Source organism: Deinococcus multiflagellatus, from assembly GCF_020166415.1.
In the GTDB taxonomy this organism is placed as follows: domain Bacteria; phylum Deinococcota; class Deinococci; order Deinococcales; family Deinococcaceae; genus Deinococcus; species Deinococcus multiflagellatus.
The window spans coordinates 371,817-385,326 of sequence record NZ_JAIQXV010000003.1 but is presented as its reverse complement, the minus strand read 5'-3'; the positions used below and the strand labels follow the sequence as shown (position 1 = coordinate 385,326).

Annotated in this window: 13 protein-coding genes; 10 read left to right on the top strand and 3 right to left on the bottom strand. The window is 70.7% G+C overall.

Annotation, left to right across the window (positions count from 1 at the left end; genetic code table 11):
- The 8 genes from K7W41_RS06905 (at nucleotide 1) to K7W41_RS06870 (ending at nucleotide 8,760) form a co-directional block, all read left to right on the top strand.
- Nucleotides 1-1,497, top strand: a complete 1,497-nt coding sequence (locus K7W41_RS06905) for an NAD(P)H-hydrate dehydratase (RefSeq protein ID WP_224606111.1) — start codon at nucleotides 1-3, stop codon at nucleotides 1,495-1,497.
- Between the two features lie 59 nt (nucleotides 1,498-1,556).
- Nucleotides 1,557-2,273, top strand: coding sequence for a DUF4388 domain-containing protein (locus tag K7W41_RS06900; RefSeq protein WP_224606107.1), 717 nt, complete (start codon nucleotides 1,557-1,559; stop codon nucleotides 2,271-2,273).
- Between the two features lie 244 nt (nucleotides 2,274-2,517).
- Nucleotides 2,518-4,191 carry a glycerol-3-phosphate acyltransferase gene (locus tag K7W41_RS06895; RefSeq protein WP_224606103.1) on the top strand — a complete coding sequence of 558 codons (1,674 nt, stop codon included), beginning with the start codon at nucleotides 2,518-2,520 and terminating at the stop codon, nucleotides 4,189-4,191.
- 161 nt (nucleotides 4,192-4,352) lie between these two features.
- Nucleotides 4,353-5,807: a phospholipase D-like domain-containing protein gene (locus K7W41_RS06890; protein ID WP_224606100.1), complete on the top strand. Its 1,455-nt coding sequence runs from the start codon at nucleotides 4,353-4,355 to the stop codon at nucleotides 5,805-5,807.
- Between the two features lie 149 nt (nucleotides 5,808-5,956).
- On the top strand, nucleotides 5,957-6,952 hold the full coding sequence (ispH, locus tag K7W41_RS06885) for a 4-hydroxy-3-methylbut-2-enyl diphosphate reductase (RefSeq protein WP_224606098.1): 996 nt from the start codon (nucleotides 5,957-5,959) through the stop codon (nucleotides 6,950-6,952).
- A gap of 1 nt (nucleotide 6,953) precedes the next feature.
- Nucleotides 6,954-7,262 (top strand): DUF1294 domain-containing protein, encoded by a 309-nt coding sequence (locus tag K7W41_RS23475; RefSeq protein ID WP_318010899.1) that lies wholly within the window; start codon nucleotides 6,954-6,956, stop codon nucleotides 7,260-7,262.
- A gap of 74 nt (nucleotides 7,263-7,336) precedes the next feature.
- Entirely contained in the window at nucleotides 7,337-8,140 is an 804-nt protein-coding gene (locus K7W41_RS06875) for a [LysW]-aminoadipate kinase (RefSeq protein WP_224606096.1), read from the top strand.
- A 338-nt stretch (nucleotides 8,141-8,478) separates the two neighbouring features.
- Complete coding sequence (locus K7W41_RS06870; RefSeq protein WP_221089866.1) at nucleotides 8,479-8,760, top strand: hypothetical protein; 282 nt, start codon at nucleotides 8,479-8,481, stop codon at nucleotides 8,758-8,760.
- A gap of 52 nt (nucleotides 8,761-8,812) precedes the next feature.
- Here the strand turns inward: K7W41_RS06870 and K7W41_RS06865 are convergent, their stop codons facing one another.
- Complete coding sequence (locus tag K7W41_RS06865) at nucleotides 8,813-10,132, bottom strand: S1C family serine protease (RefSeq protein ID WP_224606095.1); 1,320 nt, start codon at nucleotides 10,130-10,132, stop codon at nucleotides 8,813-8,815.
- Between the two features lie 112 nt (nucleotides 10,133-10,244).
- Here K7W41_RS06865 and K7W41_RS06860 point away from each other — a divergent pair, with 112 nt between their 5' ends.
- Entirely contained in the window at nucleotides 10,245-10,496 is a 252-nt protein-coding gene (locus tag K7W41_RS06860) for a hypothetical protein (protein ID WP_224606093.1), read from the top strand.
- A 455-nt stretch (nucleotides 10,497-10,951) separates the two neighbouring features.
- On the opposite strand, the gene K7W41_RS06855 is transcribed toward K7W41_RS06860, so the two are convergent.
- Nucleotides 10,952-11,332 (bottom strand): S1 RNA-binding domain-containing protein, encoded by a 381-nt coding sequence (locus tag K7W41_RS06855; RefSeq protein WP_221089863.1) that lies wholly within the window; start codon nucleotides 11,330-11,332, stop codon nucleotides 10,952-10,954.
- A 104-nt stretch (nucleotides 11,333-11,436) separates the two neighbouring features.
- Between K7W41_RS06855 and K7W41_RS06850 the strand changes: the two genes are divergently transcribed.
- Nucleotides 11,437-12,045, top strand: coding sequence for a septum site-determining protein MinC (locus tag K7W41_RS06850; RefSeq protein ID WP_224606091.1), 609 nt, complete (start codon nucleotides 11,437-11,439; stop codon nucleotides 12,043-12,045).
- A 60-nt stretch (nucleotides 12,046-12,105) separates the two neighbouring features.
- On the opposite strand, the gene K7W41_RS06845 is transcribed toward K7W41_RS06850, so the two are convergent.
- Nucleotides 12,106-13,509: an amidase family protein gene (locus K7W41_RS06845; protein ID WP_224606206.1), complete on the bottom strand. Its 1,404-nt coding sequence runs from the start codon at nucleotides 13,507-13,509 to the stop codon at nucleotides 12,106-12,108.
- Nucleotide 13,510: the final 1 nt, after the last annotated feature.

The window sequence follows — 13,510 nt, the reverse complement described above, 5'->3', positions numbered from 1 at the left end:
ATGACCGGAACCCTGGCGACCGGCGGCGAGGCCGTGCTGACCCCGGACGGCGTGCGGCGCCTGGACGCGCGCCTGGCGGCGGCCGGCCTGCTGGACCTCGCCATGGAAGAGGCCGGGCGCGCGGCGGCCGATGAACTGGCGCGCGCCTTTCCCGGCCGGGTGGTCCTGCTGCTGGCGGGCGGGGGCGCCAACGGCGGCGACGCCTTTGTGGCCGCGCGGCACCTGCTGGCGCTGGGGGTGCCAGCCACCGTGCTGGCCCTGCCGGCCCGCCACCCGCTAACCCGGGTCAACCGGCGGCGCTGGCGGGCGGTGGGCGGCCAGACGGCGGCCCTCACCCCAGCCGCCCTGGGCCGGCGGGCAGGCGCGGGCACGGTGGTGGTGGACGGCCTGCTGGGCACCGGCTTTCAGCCCCCGCTGCGCCCGGCGCTGGCGACGATTATTCAGGCCGTGAACGCCGCGCGGGCACGGGGCGCCGCTGTGCTGAGCCTGGACCTCCCCAGTGGCCTGCAGGCCGAGCTGGCCGGGGCCGACCAGAGCGTGCAGGCCGACGTAACGGTGACCTTCAGTGGCCCCAAGCCCGCGCTGCTGTTTGGCCCCGCCGCTGCGAGCGCCGGACGGGTGGCCGTGGCCCCGCTGCGGCTGCCGCCCGGCTGGGCCCTGGCCGAGGCGGTGGCGACGCGCCCGGGCGACGCCGACTTGGCTGCCCACCTGCCGGTGCGCACCGCCGACGCCCACAAGGGCACGGCCGGACGCGTGTGGATCGTAGGCGGGCACCCGGGCACCGCCGGCGCGCCGCTGCTGGCGGGCCTGGGCGCCCTGCGCGCCGGGGCCGGGCTGGTGACGGTGCACTCGGCGGCGGAGCTCCCGCTGCTCTTCCCCGAACTGATGATCCGCCGCCACCCGGACCTGGGCGCCTTTCTGGAGGGCGCCGGGCCGCCCGAACGGCCTGACGCCGTGGCGCTGGGGATGGGCCTGGGGCCTGGGGCGGCCGACCACGCCCGGCAGGTGCTCGCCTGGGGGCTGCCCACCGTTCTGGACGCCGACGCCCTGCAACCCGAACTGGCCGGGCAGGGCCACGCCCGCTGCGTGTGGACCCCCCACCCCGGCGAGGCCGCGCGGCTGCTGGGCGTGGGCACCCCGGACATTACCCGCGATCCGCTGGCGGCGGCCCGCGCCCTGCAGACCCGGCTGGGCGGCGTGGTGGTGCTCAAAGGCGGCCCCAGCGTGGTGGCTGGTGAAGACGGCCTCAATGTCTCGCGCGGGGGGCATCCGGGGATGGCCAGCGGCGGCATGGGCGACACCCTCTCGGGGCTGCTGGCCGCGCTGCTGGCCCAGGGGCTGGGCCCCGCCGAGGCCGCCCGGGTGGGCGTGCGCCTGCATGCCCGTGCTGGGGAGCGCGCCGCGCAGACCTTTGGCTATGGGCTGGGCGCCACGGACGTGGCCCATGAACTGGGCGGCGCCTGGGCGGACCTGCAGGGGGCCATGCAGGGCAGCTGACCCACCCTTCAGGTGCAGAGGCGCGGGGCTGACCGAAAGATGGTACCGTGCGCTCATCCATGCAAGGGCTTCTGAGCGACGTTCCGCTTCTGGGTGTACTTGAGCTCATTCACACGACCCGTCAGACCGGGGTGCTGGAGGTTCAGGCGGACGTGCCGTTCACCGTGGCTTTTGTGGGCGGCGAGATCGTGTCGGGGGGCATTCTGGACTGGCTGGGCACCGAGGCCATTCAGGCCTGCCCCCTACTGGTGGACGCCGGCATGTTCATGTTCTCGCCCCGCGCCGTCACGGGCGCGCCGCTGGGGCCCTACGGCCACTTTTCCACCGACTGGGCCCGCCTGAGCGACGAGTGGATACAGGTGTGTCAGGTGATCGGCAGCCCCAGTCAGGTCTTTGAGGGCCGCGTGCCGCTGTTTGACATTCCGGGCGGGCGCTCGGTGCGCTCGGCGGCCATCAGCGCCGAGATGCCGCTGTTTCAGGTGGCCCAGACGGTGGCCCAGAATGTGCGTGAGGGCGTGCTGGAGCCCCGGGGCCGCTTCGAGTGGCAGCGCCTGAAGCTGCAGCCCACAAAGCAGCGCGCCGCCCTGCACCCGGTGGCGCGCATGCTCGACGGCGAGCGCACCCTGGCCGACGCGGTGGAGCAGGGCACCCCCCTGGCCGACGTGCGCGACTACCTGCTGGGCGAACTGCGCCTGGGCCTGCGCTTTTCCGGCAGCGGCTGGGTGCTGCGCGATCTGGTGTGGGAAACGCAGCATCTGAAGGGCGGTGGGGGGTAAGGGGTCAGTGGGAAGTAGGGAGTGGAGAGAGAGCCTGCGCTGAGCAGGAGGACGGTTCCTTCTCCCTGCCGCGTGAAGTCCAGCGTGCCGGTGGGCCTTTCCGGCCCCGCCTGAGTGCCGGTTCTGGGGGAACGGTGCACCCCGCAGCATCTGCTGGCCCCGGCGGCGTGGGCAGGGGCCTGCCCGGCTTACCCACCACTGACCACGCCCCACCACCCACTTCCCCCTCCCCTACAATGGCGAAATGGTGTTTCTTTCGGCCCTGCTGCTGCTCGTGGCGTTTCTGGTGGGCACGTTGCCTGCCGGGCAGACGCTGCTGTCCCGCGCGGGCGTCAATGTCCGCATGACCAATGCCCATAACCTGGGGGTCGAGAATGTTCTGCACCTTGTGGGCCCCCGGCTGGCGCTGCTGAGCGCGCTGCTGGACGCCGCCAAGGGCTTCGTGGCGGTGCTGATGGCCTCCAGCCTGGGCCGCCCGGAGGTCACGGTCCTGGCGGCGCTGGCGGCGTACCTGGGGCACCTGAACCCGCCCCGCGCCCTGTACGGGCAGACCCCGCCGCGTGGCCGGGGCAACCTGCTGCTGCTGGGGGTGCTCTCGGCGCTGGCGGTCACGGGCGCCGTGCCGCTGTGGGTGGCGGCGCTGCCCGTGGTGGTGTATGCCGGGGTCGCCGGGTACTGGGGCTTTGTGAGCGCAGCGACGCTGGCCGGCCTGCTGGCCTTTGCGCTGGCGGTGGCCCTGCTGCCGCTGGGACCGGCTGCCAAACTGGGCGCCCTGGCGCTGCTGGTGGCCGCCACCTGGCGCTTCAAGGAGAACCTGGGCCGCCTGCTGGACGGCACCGAACCCCGTCTGGGCGAGCCGGTGCCACTGGCCGGGCGCCGCCCCGACGAGGTGGTGGCCGCCTTCATGATTCATCCCATGACCCTGGAAAACTTCTGGAGTGCGCGGCGCTTTGCGTGGCTGCGCCCCCTGGTGGAGCGGGGCGTCATCAGCGAAAAGGGCGTGCGCCAACTGGCCGAGAGCATGCGGCCCATGAAGGTGGGGGAACTGCACGGCATTCGCACCACTGACGGCAAGCGCATTCGCTGTTATCTGCTTTCCAGCCCCCTGCTGCCCGACGTGTTCCGTGACCAGCCAGAGCTGGCCACCCGCCGCGCCATTGAGGGCGCGCGGCTGGCCCAGGAACTGGGGGCCGAGGTCTTCGGGCTGGGCGCCTTCTGGTCGGTGGTGGGCAACAAGGGCGTGGACGTGCAGGCGGCCGTGCCGGACATCACCGTGACCAACGGCGGGGCGTACACCTCGGGCACCATCAAGGCAGCGATTCCCGGCATTCTGGAGCACTTTGCGGCGCAGGGCCGCAACCTCAAGGACGCGGCGGCCGGGGTGGTGGGGGCCAACGGCGTGGTGGCCTTTGGCATTGCGCGCACCATTGCCCCGCAGGTGGGCAAGCTGATCATGGTGGGGCGCGACCTGGAGCGCCTGGAACGCAGCGCCGCCACCCTGCGCCGCGCGGCCAAGGACACCGAGATCATCACCACCACCAGCTACGAGCCCCTGAAGGAAGCGGACCTGATCTTCAGTGCCACCAGCGATCCCAACCCCGTCATCTTTCCGCAGCACGTCAAACCCGGCGCCTGGATTTTCGATGAGGGCCGCCCCGCCGATGTGGACGACAGCGTGCTGACCCTGCCCGGCGTGCGCGTGATTCCGGGCGGCGTGGTGCGCCCCCCCGGCGGCATGACCAGCAACATTGACCTGCAGTTTGGCGAAGGGCAGGTGCCCGCCTGCCTGGCCGAAACCCTGATTATTGCCGCCACGGGCGAGCACTGGCGCAAGAGCCTGGGCCCGCAGACGCTGACCGAGAACATCAATTTCTTCGTGGATCAGGCGCAGAAGCTGGGCTTTCAGGTCGTGGACTGAAGGCCGCGAAGGACGGGCCGCCAGGGGACGACCTCTGGCGGCCTGCTCCTTTCAAGGCGGCCCCGCTCTCCCCTGTCCCCCAGGCTGTTCTGCCCCGGCTCAGGGCTCTGGTGGCAGTTGCGGCGCACGGGCGCGTGCAAATGCTCTAGGCTGCGCGGCGCATGAAGCGGTGGTGGGCAGTGATGGGGATATGGGCCTTGGCGGCCGGGGCCGGCGCCGTGGCCCCGGCCCTGGGGCCCGCCCGCCCGCCCGTGGTGGTGAACTGGCCCCAGGACGCCTGCCCGCCGCCGACCATGCCCCTGGAGCGGGCGGTGTGGAACGTTGTGCGTGCCCGGGGCGGCAGTGACGTGTCGTGCGGCAACGCGTTCGTGGGTTACCTGCGCACGCCACAGGACCTGGACACCCCGGAAGACGCCTTCAGCCAGATCGCGCGGCAGGTCGAAGGCGCGCGGCGCGAGGTGCTGCTGACCAGCATGGAGTGGCAGGGCGGCGAGGGCCGCCCCGGCTGGACGCTGGCGCAGGCGGTGGGGGCGCTGTATCGCCGCCTGCAGGCCACGCCCGGCGCCTACCCGGACGGCCTGACGGTGCGCCTGCTGCTGGGCGGCGTGCCCCAGCTGGGCCCGCCCGGTCCCCCCGAGCCGCTGCTGACCCTGGCCCGCGACCTGCGCGCCGCCGGGGTGCCGTTCGCCGACCCCGCGCGGGGCTGGACCGTGACCCTGCTGAACTACGCTTCCTTTCCGCACAGCCACGTCAAGCTGCATGTCATTGACGGCGAGGACGTCACGGCGGCCGGGTTCAACTTCACGGTGTGGCACCTGCCCGCCACGCAGCCGGGCGGGCGCAACCTGCACGACCTGGGCCTGCGGCTGCGCGGTCCGGTGGCGCAGGCGGGCGTGGCGGCCTTTGACGACCTGTGGCGCCGCAGCGAGGCCCTGCAGTGCCCGCCCCAGGTGGCGCCCGAAGAGGTGGCGGCGGCCTGCACCCTGGGCCCGGCCCCCGCGCCCAGCCACCCCCCGGCCGCCGCCCAGGCCCAGCCAGCGGGCCAGGCGCGCGCGTGGCTGCTCTACCGCCGCCCCGGGGGCGAGCAGATGGCCGACGACGTGCAGTTGGCCCTGCTGGGCGCCGCCCAGCGCAGCATTGACCTTATGCAGGCCGATTTCAGCCCGGGGCTGGCGTGCTGGTACGGCTACCTGCACCCCGAAGGCTGCGCGTTCGAGGACCTGCCCGTGTATTTCGGGGCCGTCATGTCGGCCCTGGAACGCGGCGTGCAGGTGCGGCTGCTGGCCGTGAACTACGGCGTGGGGGCCCCGGCCAACCGCACGGGCGTGGCGCTGCTGCGCCGCGAAATGCGGCGGCGCGGCATCCCCGACGAGCGCTTTGAGGCGCGCTACGTGGACTTTGCCATGCACACCAAGGCGCTGACCGTGGACCGCCAGATGGTGGTGGTGGGCAGCATGAACTACCATTTCAGCGCCTGGGGCACCCTGGGGCTGGCCGAGGCGGCCCTGGCGACCAGCGACCCGGCCGCCGTGGCCGAGCAGGAGGCGAGCTTCGAGACCGTCTGGCGCAGCAGCAGTGCCCCGGTGCCCCTGGAACGCTGGCTGCGCCGACCCTGACTCCTGGCGGCCTGACTCCTGGCACCCTGGACCGGGGCGGCCCCTGCTGAACTGGGGCGGCAGCGCACGGTGTAGGGCGCGGCCGGGCACTACACTGTGGCCCATGTTGGCTGTCCCTCCCTCCCAGTTCCGTTCCCACCGGGTCCGCCGTGGTTGAGCGGCTGCATCTGGCCAAGCCCCGGGGCTTTTGCGCGGGGGTGGTTATGGCGATTCAGGCGGTGGAAAAAGCCGCACTGACCGAAGACAAGCCGGTCACGGTCTACCACTCTATCGTGCACAACCACACCGTCGTGGAGCGGCTGCAGCAGCGCCACGGCGTGCATTTCGTGGAAGACCTGAATGACATCGAGGCCCTGCCGGCCGGCGGCGACACCGTGGTGTTCAGCGCCCACGGCATCAGCCCCGCCGTGCGCGAGCGGGCGCGCGCCCTGGGCCTGAGCACCATTGACGCCACCTGTCCCCTGGTGACCAAGGTGCACACCGAGGCCAAGAAATACGCCCGCGAGGGCTACACGATCCTGCTGATCGGCGACAGCGCCCGCCACCAGGAAGTGATCGGCACACGCGGCGAGGCGCCCGAGCAGACCATTCTGGTGGGCGTGCTGGGCAAAAGCGGCGAGGGGCTGCACGACCCCCACACCGTGCAGGTGCCCGACCCCGAGCGGCTGGTGGTGCTCACCCAGACCACCCTCAGCGTGGACGACACCCGGCGCACCGTGGAGATTCTGAAGGCGCGCTTTCCCAGGCTGGTGGTGCCTCCCAGCGAGGACCTGTGCTACGCCACCAAGAACCGCCAGGACGCGGTCAAGGCCATTGCGCCGCATGTGGACCTGTTTCTGGTGCTCACCAGCACGCATTCCAGCAACGGCATGCGGCTGCTGGAACTGGCCGCTGACACCTGTGGCCGCGCCGAGCGTCTGGAAACCGCCGCCGACCTCGCAGGGCTGAATCTGAGCGGCGTGCGCTCTATTGGGATTACCAGCGCCGCCAGCACGCCCGACGATCTGGTGCAGGCGGTGGTGGCCCACTTCCAGGCGCTGAACCCGGCGCTGCAGGTGATTGAAGAGGGCGAGTGGGAAAACATCGAGTTCCGCGAGCCGAAAAAGATCGCGCCCACCCAGGCGCTGCCGCGCACCCTGCAGTAACGTGGCCCTGCCGGACGTCCTGGCGCTGGCCTTCCGGCTGTTCGTGGTCTGGCAGCTGCTGTGGGGGCTGGCCGCCTTTGTGGCGGTGTGGCAGGACAAGAGGCGGGCCCAGGGCGGGCGCCGCCGCACCCCCGAAGCCGGGTTGCACCGCCTGGAAGCCTGGGGCGGGGCCCTGGGCTCGGGGCTGGCGCAGGTGGTGTTCCGGCACAAGACGCGCAAGGCCGCGTACCAGCGCGTGTACCGGCGCCTGCTGGCCCTGTGGCTGCTGGGCTGGGCGGGCATGACCGCGCTGCAGCTCCTGGGCCGCTGAGCCCACGCCCCCACCCTCCCTTTCAAATGAAAGAGGTTTGACCCTGCTTTCTTTCATCCGCTAACATGGCGCGCATGATTGTGGTGAAGGTGGGCGGCAGTGCGGGCATTGATTACGACGCGGTGTGTGCCGATATGGCGGCCCGCTGGAAGGCGGGCGAGCGCCTGATTCTCGTGCACGGCGGCAGCGGCGAAACCAACCGCGTGGCCGAGGCCCTGGGGCACCCGCCCCGCTTCGTGACCAGCCCCAGCGGCTATACGTCACGCTTTACCGACCGCCAGACGCTGGAAATTTTCGAGATGGTGTACTGCGGCAAGATGAACAAGGGCATCGTGGAGCGGCTGCAGCGGCTGGGCGTGAACGCCGTGGGCCTCTCGGGCCTGGACGGCCGGATTTTCGAGGGCCGCCACAAGGACAGCGTGCGCGCGGTGGAGAACGGCAAGGTGAAGGTGCTGCGCGGCGACCATACCGGCACGGTGGAGCGGGTGAACACGGCGCTGCTGGACCTGCTGCTCTCGGCGGGCTACCTGCCGGTGCTGACCCCGCCCGCCAGTTCCTATGAAGGCGTGGCGATCAACGTAGACGGCGACCGCGCCGCCGCCGCCCTGGCCGTGGCCCTGAAGGCCGACGCACTGCTGCTGCTGTCCAACGTGCCGGGCCTGCTGCGCGCCTACCCAGACGAGAGCAGCCTGATCCGCGAGATTCCGGCGGCGAATGTGGAGGCGTCTCTGGAATTTGCCCAGGACCGCATGAAGAAGAAGGTGCTGGGCGCCGCCGAGGCGGTGCAGGGGGGCGTGCGCCGGGTGATTTTCGGGGACGCGCGGGCCGGGCAACCTGTCACCGCCGCGCTGAACGGTGAGGGCACCGTCGTGGCGTAGGACGGATGCCGTCATCTAACGTCTGCAATCCTGAACAGAACCGGATGGCCCACGCCACACCCGAAAGCCCGCTTTTCTTCTTCTCTGGTCCGCAGCTCTGCTCTGCAAGCCTCTCCAGCCGGACTGAATTGTTTACAGAAACGGTTCAATCGGAGTCCATGTAAAAGGGCCGCTGAGCCCGCGCCAGCCAGAGCGGTCACTGGCCGAGTGGGCTTCGGCGCCGGAGACTGGCCTGCCGGTTCCCGGGTAGAGGCCTTAAGGGCAGCAGCTTACAGACCAGGACCCGCACCCACCGGCGCCCCTCGCCAAAAGAGCAGGTGCTATGCTGGCCCCCGCCGATGCAAAGCGCGCCCGATCTGCTGCACTTTCTGACTGTCCGGGGCGGCTGCGAGTACCGCGTGACCGCCCTGCTGCGCGCCGGGCGCGGCAAAAAGGCCACCGTGCGCGAATTGGGCACCTACCACCTGACCGCCCGGGGCGAGCAGGTGCAGGCCACCGGCCCCAGCGGCCAGACGCGCACCCTCAGCCACGACGATTTTCTGGGGGTGTTTGGCAGCTACGCCTTTGGCCCTGCCGAACCCACCGGCGTGATGACCGACCTGGGCCCCCTGTTCAGCTGAGGAAGGAAAAGGCGGCGGGGCCAGTGACCTCGCCGCCTGCATCCTTGCCTTCCTACTGCTGGGCCGTGGGGAACTGGAACACCTTCAGCGTCACCTGCACCTCGCGCGTTTTGCCGGCGCGCTGCACCTGCAGGGTCACGCGGTCACCGGGCCGCTTGCCCAGCACAGCGGCGCGCAGGTCGTTCACGGTGGTCACCTGCTGGCCGTCAATGGCGGTAATCACGTCCGCCCGCTGCAGGTCAGGGGTGGGCTCGGCCTGGGCCGACGAGGGCCTCAGGTCGGCGCAGTCCAGCGCCCCCTGTAAGCGGGCGGCCTGGGCGGGGCTGCCTTCAAACACGCAGTTGACCAGGGCGCCGCTGGCCGGCAACTGTGCACGCTGGCGCTGGGTCTCCCCCAGGTCCCCGAGCTCGGCCAGGACAATGCCCAGGCTGGGCGTCTGGATCACGGCGTCCTCGCCGCCCTTGCCAGCCTGCAGCTGCGGCAGCAACTTCTTGACTGTGTTCACCGGAATGGCAAAGCCCACGCCCGCGCTCTGTCCAATCCCGCCGGTCAGAATCTGGGTGTTCACACCGATCACCTGCCCGGCGCTGTTCAGCAGCGGCCCACCGCTGTTGCCGGGGTTGATGGCGGCGTCGGTCTGGATCACCTTCTGTTCTACCTCGCGGGTGCCGACCGCCACCTGCCGCTCCAGGCTGGAAATGATGCCCTCTGAGACGCTGAAATCCAGTCCGAAGGGCGCGCCCATCGCAATGGCCTTGAGGCCCACGTCCAGCGCGTCGCTGTCCCCCAGCGGAATGGGTTTGATCTGCGCCGCAGGCACCCCTTTGGCACGAATCAGGGCAAGGTCGAAGTCGGGGGCGCGGGCCACCACCTCGGCCTTGTAGGTTTTGGCGCTGCCGTGCAGGCGGATGGTGATGTCGCTGGCGCCCTCCACCACATGGTTGTTGGTGATGATGTCGCCGCTACTGGTGACAAAAAAGCCGCTGCCGGTGCCACTGCGGGGGCCGCTGTCCGGCAGGCCGAAGTTGAAGGGCAGCTGCTGCTGCAGGCGCTGGCGCAGCTGGGCCTGGGCGCTGCCCTCGTCGCTCTCGGTCACGCTGATGTACACCAGGCCGTCGCGCCGGGCCTTGACCACCTGCACGGTGTTGGCCTCGCTCTCGGTGCGGGCGCGGGCCTCGCTGGCGGGGGTGGTGGCCAGGGCAGGGACCATCTGCCCCGAGGTCACCGCCGCCGGGGTGGACGCGGAAGGCGACGTGGTCGTGGTGGCTGCCGGTGCGGCGCGGTCCAATGCACGGTCGCGGAGGTCGTAGCCCACCAGGGCGCCCAGGGCCAGGGTACTGGTGAGGGCCAGAATGGAGAGGGTGCGGTTCATGGGGGCAGTGTGCCGCGCGCCCGTTACACCTTGGTTAAAGGCAGCGCCGCCATCTTGGGCCCGCTTAAAGCTCTGGGCAGCGTCACCCCGGCCGGGCTGGCACAATGCAGGCATGCTGCTATCGGTGTTTCTGAAAGTGCTGGCGGGCGCGGTGATGCTGACAGGCGCGTTCCTCACCTACATGCTGGGCCTGATCGGCGTCATGGCGACCGATAGCAACCCGGGCGCGTGGTACTACCCGATGCTGGGCCTGGGCGCAGGTCTGGCGGTCGTTGGCCTGGGCGCGTGGCTCCTGGCCTTCACCATCAACCGCCTGGATGGCAAACGGTCTGCACCCCAGCAAAACCGCGAAGTCGAAGGTTAAGGCCGCTGACTCCACCGCCGCTTCAAGCGGACAGACACAGCGCGGCAGGAGCATGGGGGAAGGTTGGGCCTCCCGCTGGGCATGGCGCGAGCCAAGCCGTTCTTTTCTGATGGCAAAACGCGGCAGACAGCACGCGCTGGGGTGTCCCGCGCGCTGGCCCCTGGCTTCCCCATCCAGCAAGTGGGGCACAGAGACCCGGATAGAGGGATGGGTTGCGGAGCCGATGGAACCGCGCGGCTTGCTCATCGCTGGCGGCGCTGCTCCAGACTCATCCCTGAACAATTGGCCCGTCGCCTTTTGCCCGTTGCCTTCCCTGCCGCGCACTCACTCTGGCGCGCGCTTCAGGATGAACCGGAAGTGGTTAGCGTCACGCCCCTTCCCCACCGAACACAGCAAAACCTCGCCCAGGGTTGCCCAGGCGAGGCCGACTCTTCGTCTTGCTTACTTCTTGTTGCTTACTTCTTGCGCTTGGTCGAAGGCTTTTTGCCGCCTCCGCCGGTGGTGCGCTCCTTGGCGTCTCGCATGAACGAGCGCAGCTTGGCCTCGAACTGGGGGCTCTGGCGCCCAATGGCGCGCGGACGGGGCACCTCTTCGGGTTCTTCCAGCAGTTCCTTGATGGACAGGTCCAGGCGGCCACGCTCGTCGCGGCCCAGCACCTTGACTTCCACGTTCTCGCCCTCGCGAACATGATCGTGGATGTTCCGAACAAAGGAGTGCGCGATCTGGGAGATGTGCACGAGGCCCGTCTCACCGTTCTCGAACTGGATGAACGCGCCGAAGTCCGTCACGCGCGTTACGCGGCCCTCCACGACCGCGCCGGAATCAAGCTGCACCAAAGGAGGTCTCCTTGAAAAGCATGGAGCTCATGGTACACCATCCCCGCCACCGGGTGGGGGGCCAGAGGGGCACCACAACTTCATGAGCGCGCTAGATTAGCCTCATGAAGTTGCGTGGCACGCTGGGGGGCCTGAACCTGCTCCTGGAACCCGGAGACACGGCGCAGGCCGTACAGGACGCATTGGACGCCCGCAGGGAGCTGCTGGCCAGCCACGTCACCATCGAGATTCAGGGCGACGCCGACCCCGAAGCCCTGGAGGTGGCCTTGCAGCGCATCCGGGCGGCGGGCGGCACACCGGGCCGGGTGCGCGCGCCGCGTGTGAGCGTGCCTGCCCCCGCCAGTGCGGCCCCCGACCTGCCTGGGCCCCGCCTGCAGATCGTGCCGCACACCCTGCGCGCGGGCATGCGCGAGTCCTACCCCGGCAGCGTGATCGTGCTGGGCGACGTGAACCCCGGCGCCGAGATCCTGGCCGGGGGCGACGTGATCGTGGTGGGGGCCCTGCGCGGGCTGGCGCACGCGGGCTGCACCGGCAACAGCGAGGCGATGGTCTGGGCCCGGCCCATTGCCAGCGCCCAGATCCGCATTGCCGACGCCGTGGCCCGCGCCCCCGAAGGCAGCAGCCTGAGCACCATGCGCCACCGCGACGACCAGCCGGTCCCAGAAATGGCGCGGCTGCAAGACGGCGCGATTCGGATTGACGTGCAGAAGTAGGGGAGTGGGCAGTGGGAAGTGGCAAAAGCTCAAGACCACTCCCCACTCCCCACTGTCCACTCACCCCTTGGGAAAGCGCACCCCGCCCAGCACGCGGTTCAGATGCGCGGCGCCTGCCAGCAGCAGGGCGTCGGCGCCAGCGGGGGCCACCAGCAGGACACCACCGGGCTGGGCGCCCCCGTCGCGGGGGACCGGGACGGCCACGCTGGGGTACCCGGCCTTGGCGGCAAGGTGGTAGCCGCGAAGGCCGGGGAACAGCACGAGGTCCAGGCCCCGGGCAAACAGGGTGTCAAAGCCCCGGGCGCGGGTGAGGTTCAGGTCGCGGGTGCGGGCCAGACGGTAGGCGGCTTCTCCCCCGTCGCCCCGGGTGCCCTGCGCGGCGTGCAGCAGGGTCTGGCCGTAGCGCAGCAGGCGGTCGGGGTCGCGGTCATTGGCCTCAATGACCTCCTGCATGGTGCGCGGGCCGTGCTCCACACCGGCCAGGTACGCGTTCAGGTCTCCCTTGAACTCGTACAGCAGCACCTCCAGGCCCCAGCCGTGGGTGCCCAGGTCGGCGCGGGAGGGAAAGTCGAGGTCCTGCACCTGCGCGCCGGCCTCCTGCAGGGCCAGCCGCACCCGGGCCAGCGAGGCAGTTTCGCGCTCGTCCAGCCCGGCTTCATCCCGGATGATGCCGATGTCTGCCCCGTTCAGGGCCGCTTCTATCAGCGTCAGGTCCGGCACGGGGAGGCGGCGGCTGGCCTCGTCGTGGGCGTCGGGGCCAGCGATCACGGAGAGAATCAGGGCGGCGTCGCGGGCACTGCGGGTGATGGGCCCGGCCGTGTCCTGGCTGTGGCTGATGGGCACAATGCCGGTGCGCGGCACCAGCCCCAGCGTGGGTTTCAGGCCGATCACCCCGTTCTGGTGCGCCGGACTGACGATGCTGCCGCTGGTTTCGGTGCCAATGGCGGCCACGCACAGCCGCGCGGCCACGGCCACCCCGCTGCCCGAACTGCTGCCGCCCGTGTCCAGGCCCTCGCCCCAGGGGTTGACTGTCTGGCCGCCCGCGCTGGAATAGCCGTTGGGCATGCCCAGGGTCATGAAATTGGCCCATTCGGTCAGGTTGGCCTTGCCCAGAATCACCGCGCCCGCCGCGCGCAGCCGGGCCACCAGCGGGGCGTCGGTGGCGGGTACATGCCCGCGCAGCAGGGCGCTGCCGGCCGTGGTGGGCAGGCCCGCCACGTCAATGTTGTCCTTGATCAGCATGGGCACGCCGTGCAGCGGGCCGCGCGCCGCGCGGGGCAGGCTGTCCAGGGCGTCGGCGTCGGCCTGGGCCTGGGGACTGACCGTGATCACCGCGCGCAGCGCCGGGTTCAGGGCCCCCACGCGCCCCAGGTACAGCCGGGTCACTTCAGAGCAGGTGAGGTCGCCCCGGCGGGTGGCGGCGCCCAGCGTTACAGCGTCCAGGTCCAGAATGGGATCAGGCATG

What these genes read in the sequence shown, in the direction of transcription:
- K7W41_RS06860 (WP_224606093.1), top strand. Translation starts at nt 10,245, where the DNA reads ATGCTGCTATCGGTGTTTCTGAAAGTGCTGGCGGGCGCGGTGATGCTG.
- K7W41_RS06890 (WP_224606100.1), top strand. Translation starts at nt 4,353, where the DNA reads ATGAAGCGGTGGTGGGCAGTGATGGGGATATGGGCCTTGGCGGCCGGG.
- K7W41_RS06875 (WP_224606096.1), top strand. Translation starts at nt 7,337, where the DNA reads ATGATTGTGGTGAAGGTGGGCGGCAGTGCGGGCATTGATTACGACGCG.
- K7W41_RS06845 (WP_224606206.1), bottom strand. Translation starts at nt 13,509, where the DNA reads ATGCCTGATCCCATTCTGGACCTGGACGCTGTAACGCTGGGCGCCGCC.
- K7W41_RS06895 (WP_224606103.1), top strand. Translation starts at nt 2,518, where the DNA reads ATGGTGTTTCTTTCGGCCCTGCTGCTGCTCGTGGCGTTTCTGGTGGGC.
- K7W41_RS06870 (WP_221089866.1), top strand. Translation starts at nt 8,479, where the DNA reads ATGCAAAGCGCGCCCGATCTGCTGCACTTTCTGACTGTCCGGGGCGGC.
- K7W41_RS06850 (WP_224606091.1), top strand. Translation starts at nt 11,437, where the DNA reads ATGAAGTTGCGTGGCACGCTGGGGGGCCTGAACCTGCTCCTGGAACCC.
- K7W41_RS06905 (WP_224606111.1), top strand. Translation starts at nt 1, where the DNA reads ATGACCGGAACCCTGGCGACCGGCGGCGAGGCCGTGCTGACCCCGGAC.
- K7W41_RS06900 (WP_224606107.1), top strand. Translation starts at nt 1,557, where the DNA reads ATGCAAGGGCTTCTGAGCGACGTTCCGCTTCTGGGTGTACTTGAGCTC.
- K7W41_RS06865 (WP_224606095.1), bottom strand. Translation starts at nt 10,132, where the DNA reads ATGAACCGCACCCTCTCCATTCTGGCCCTCACCAGTACCCTGGCCCTG.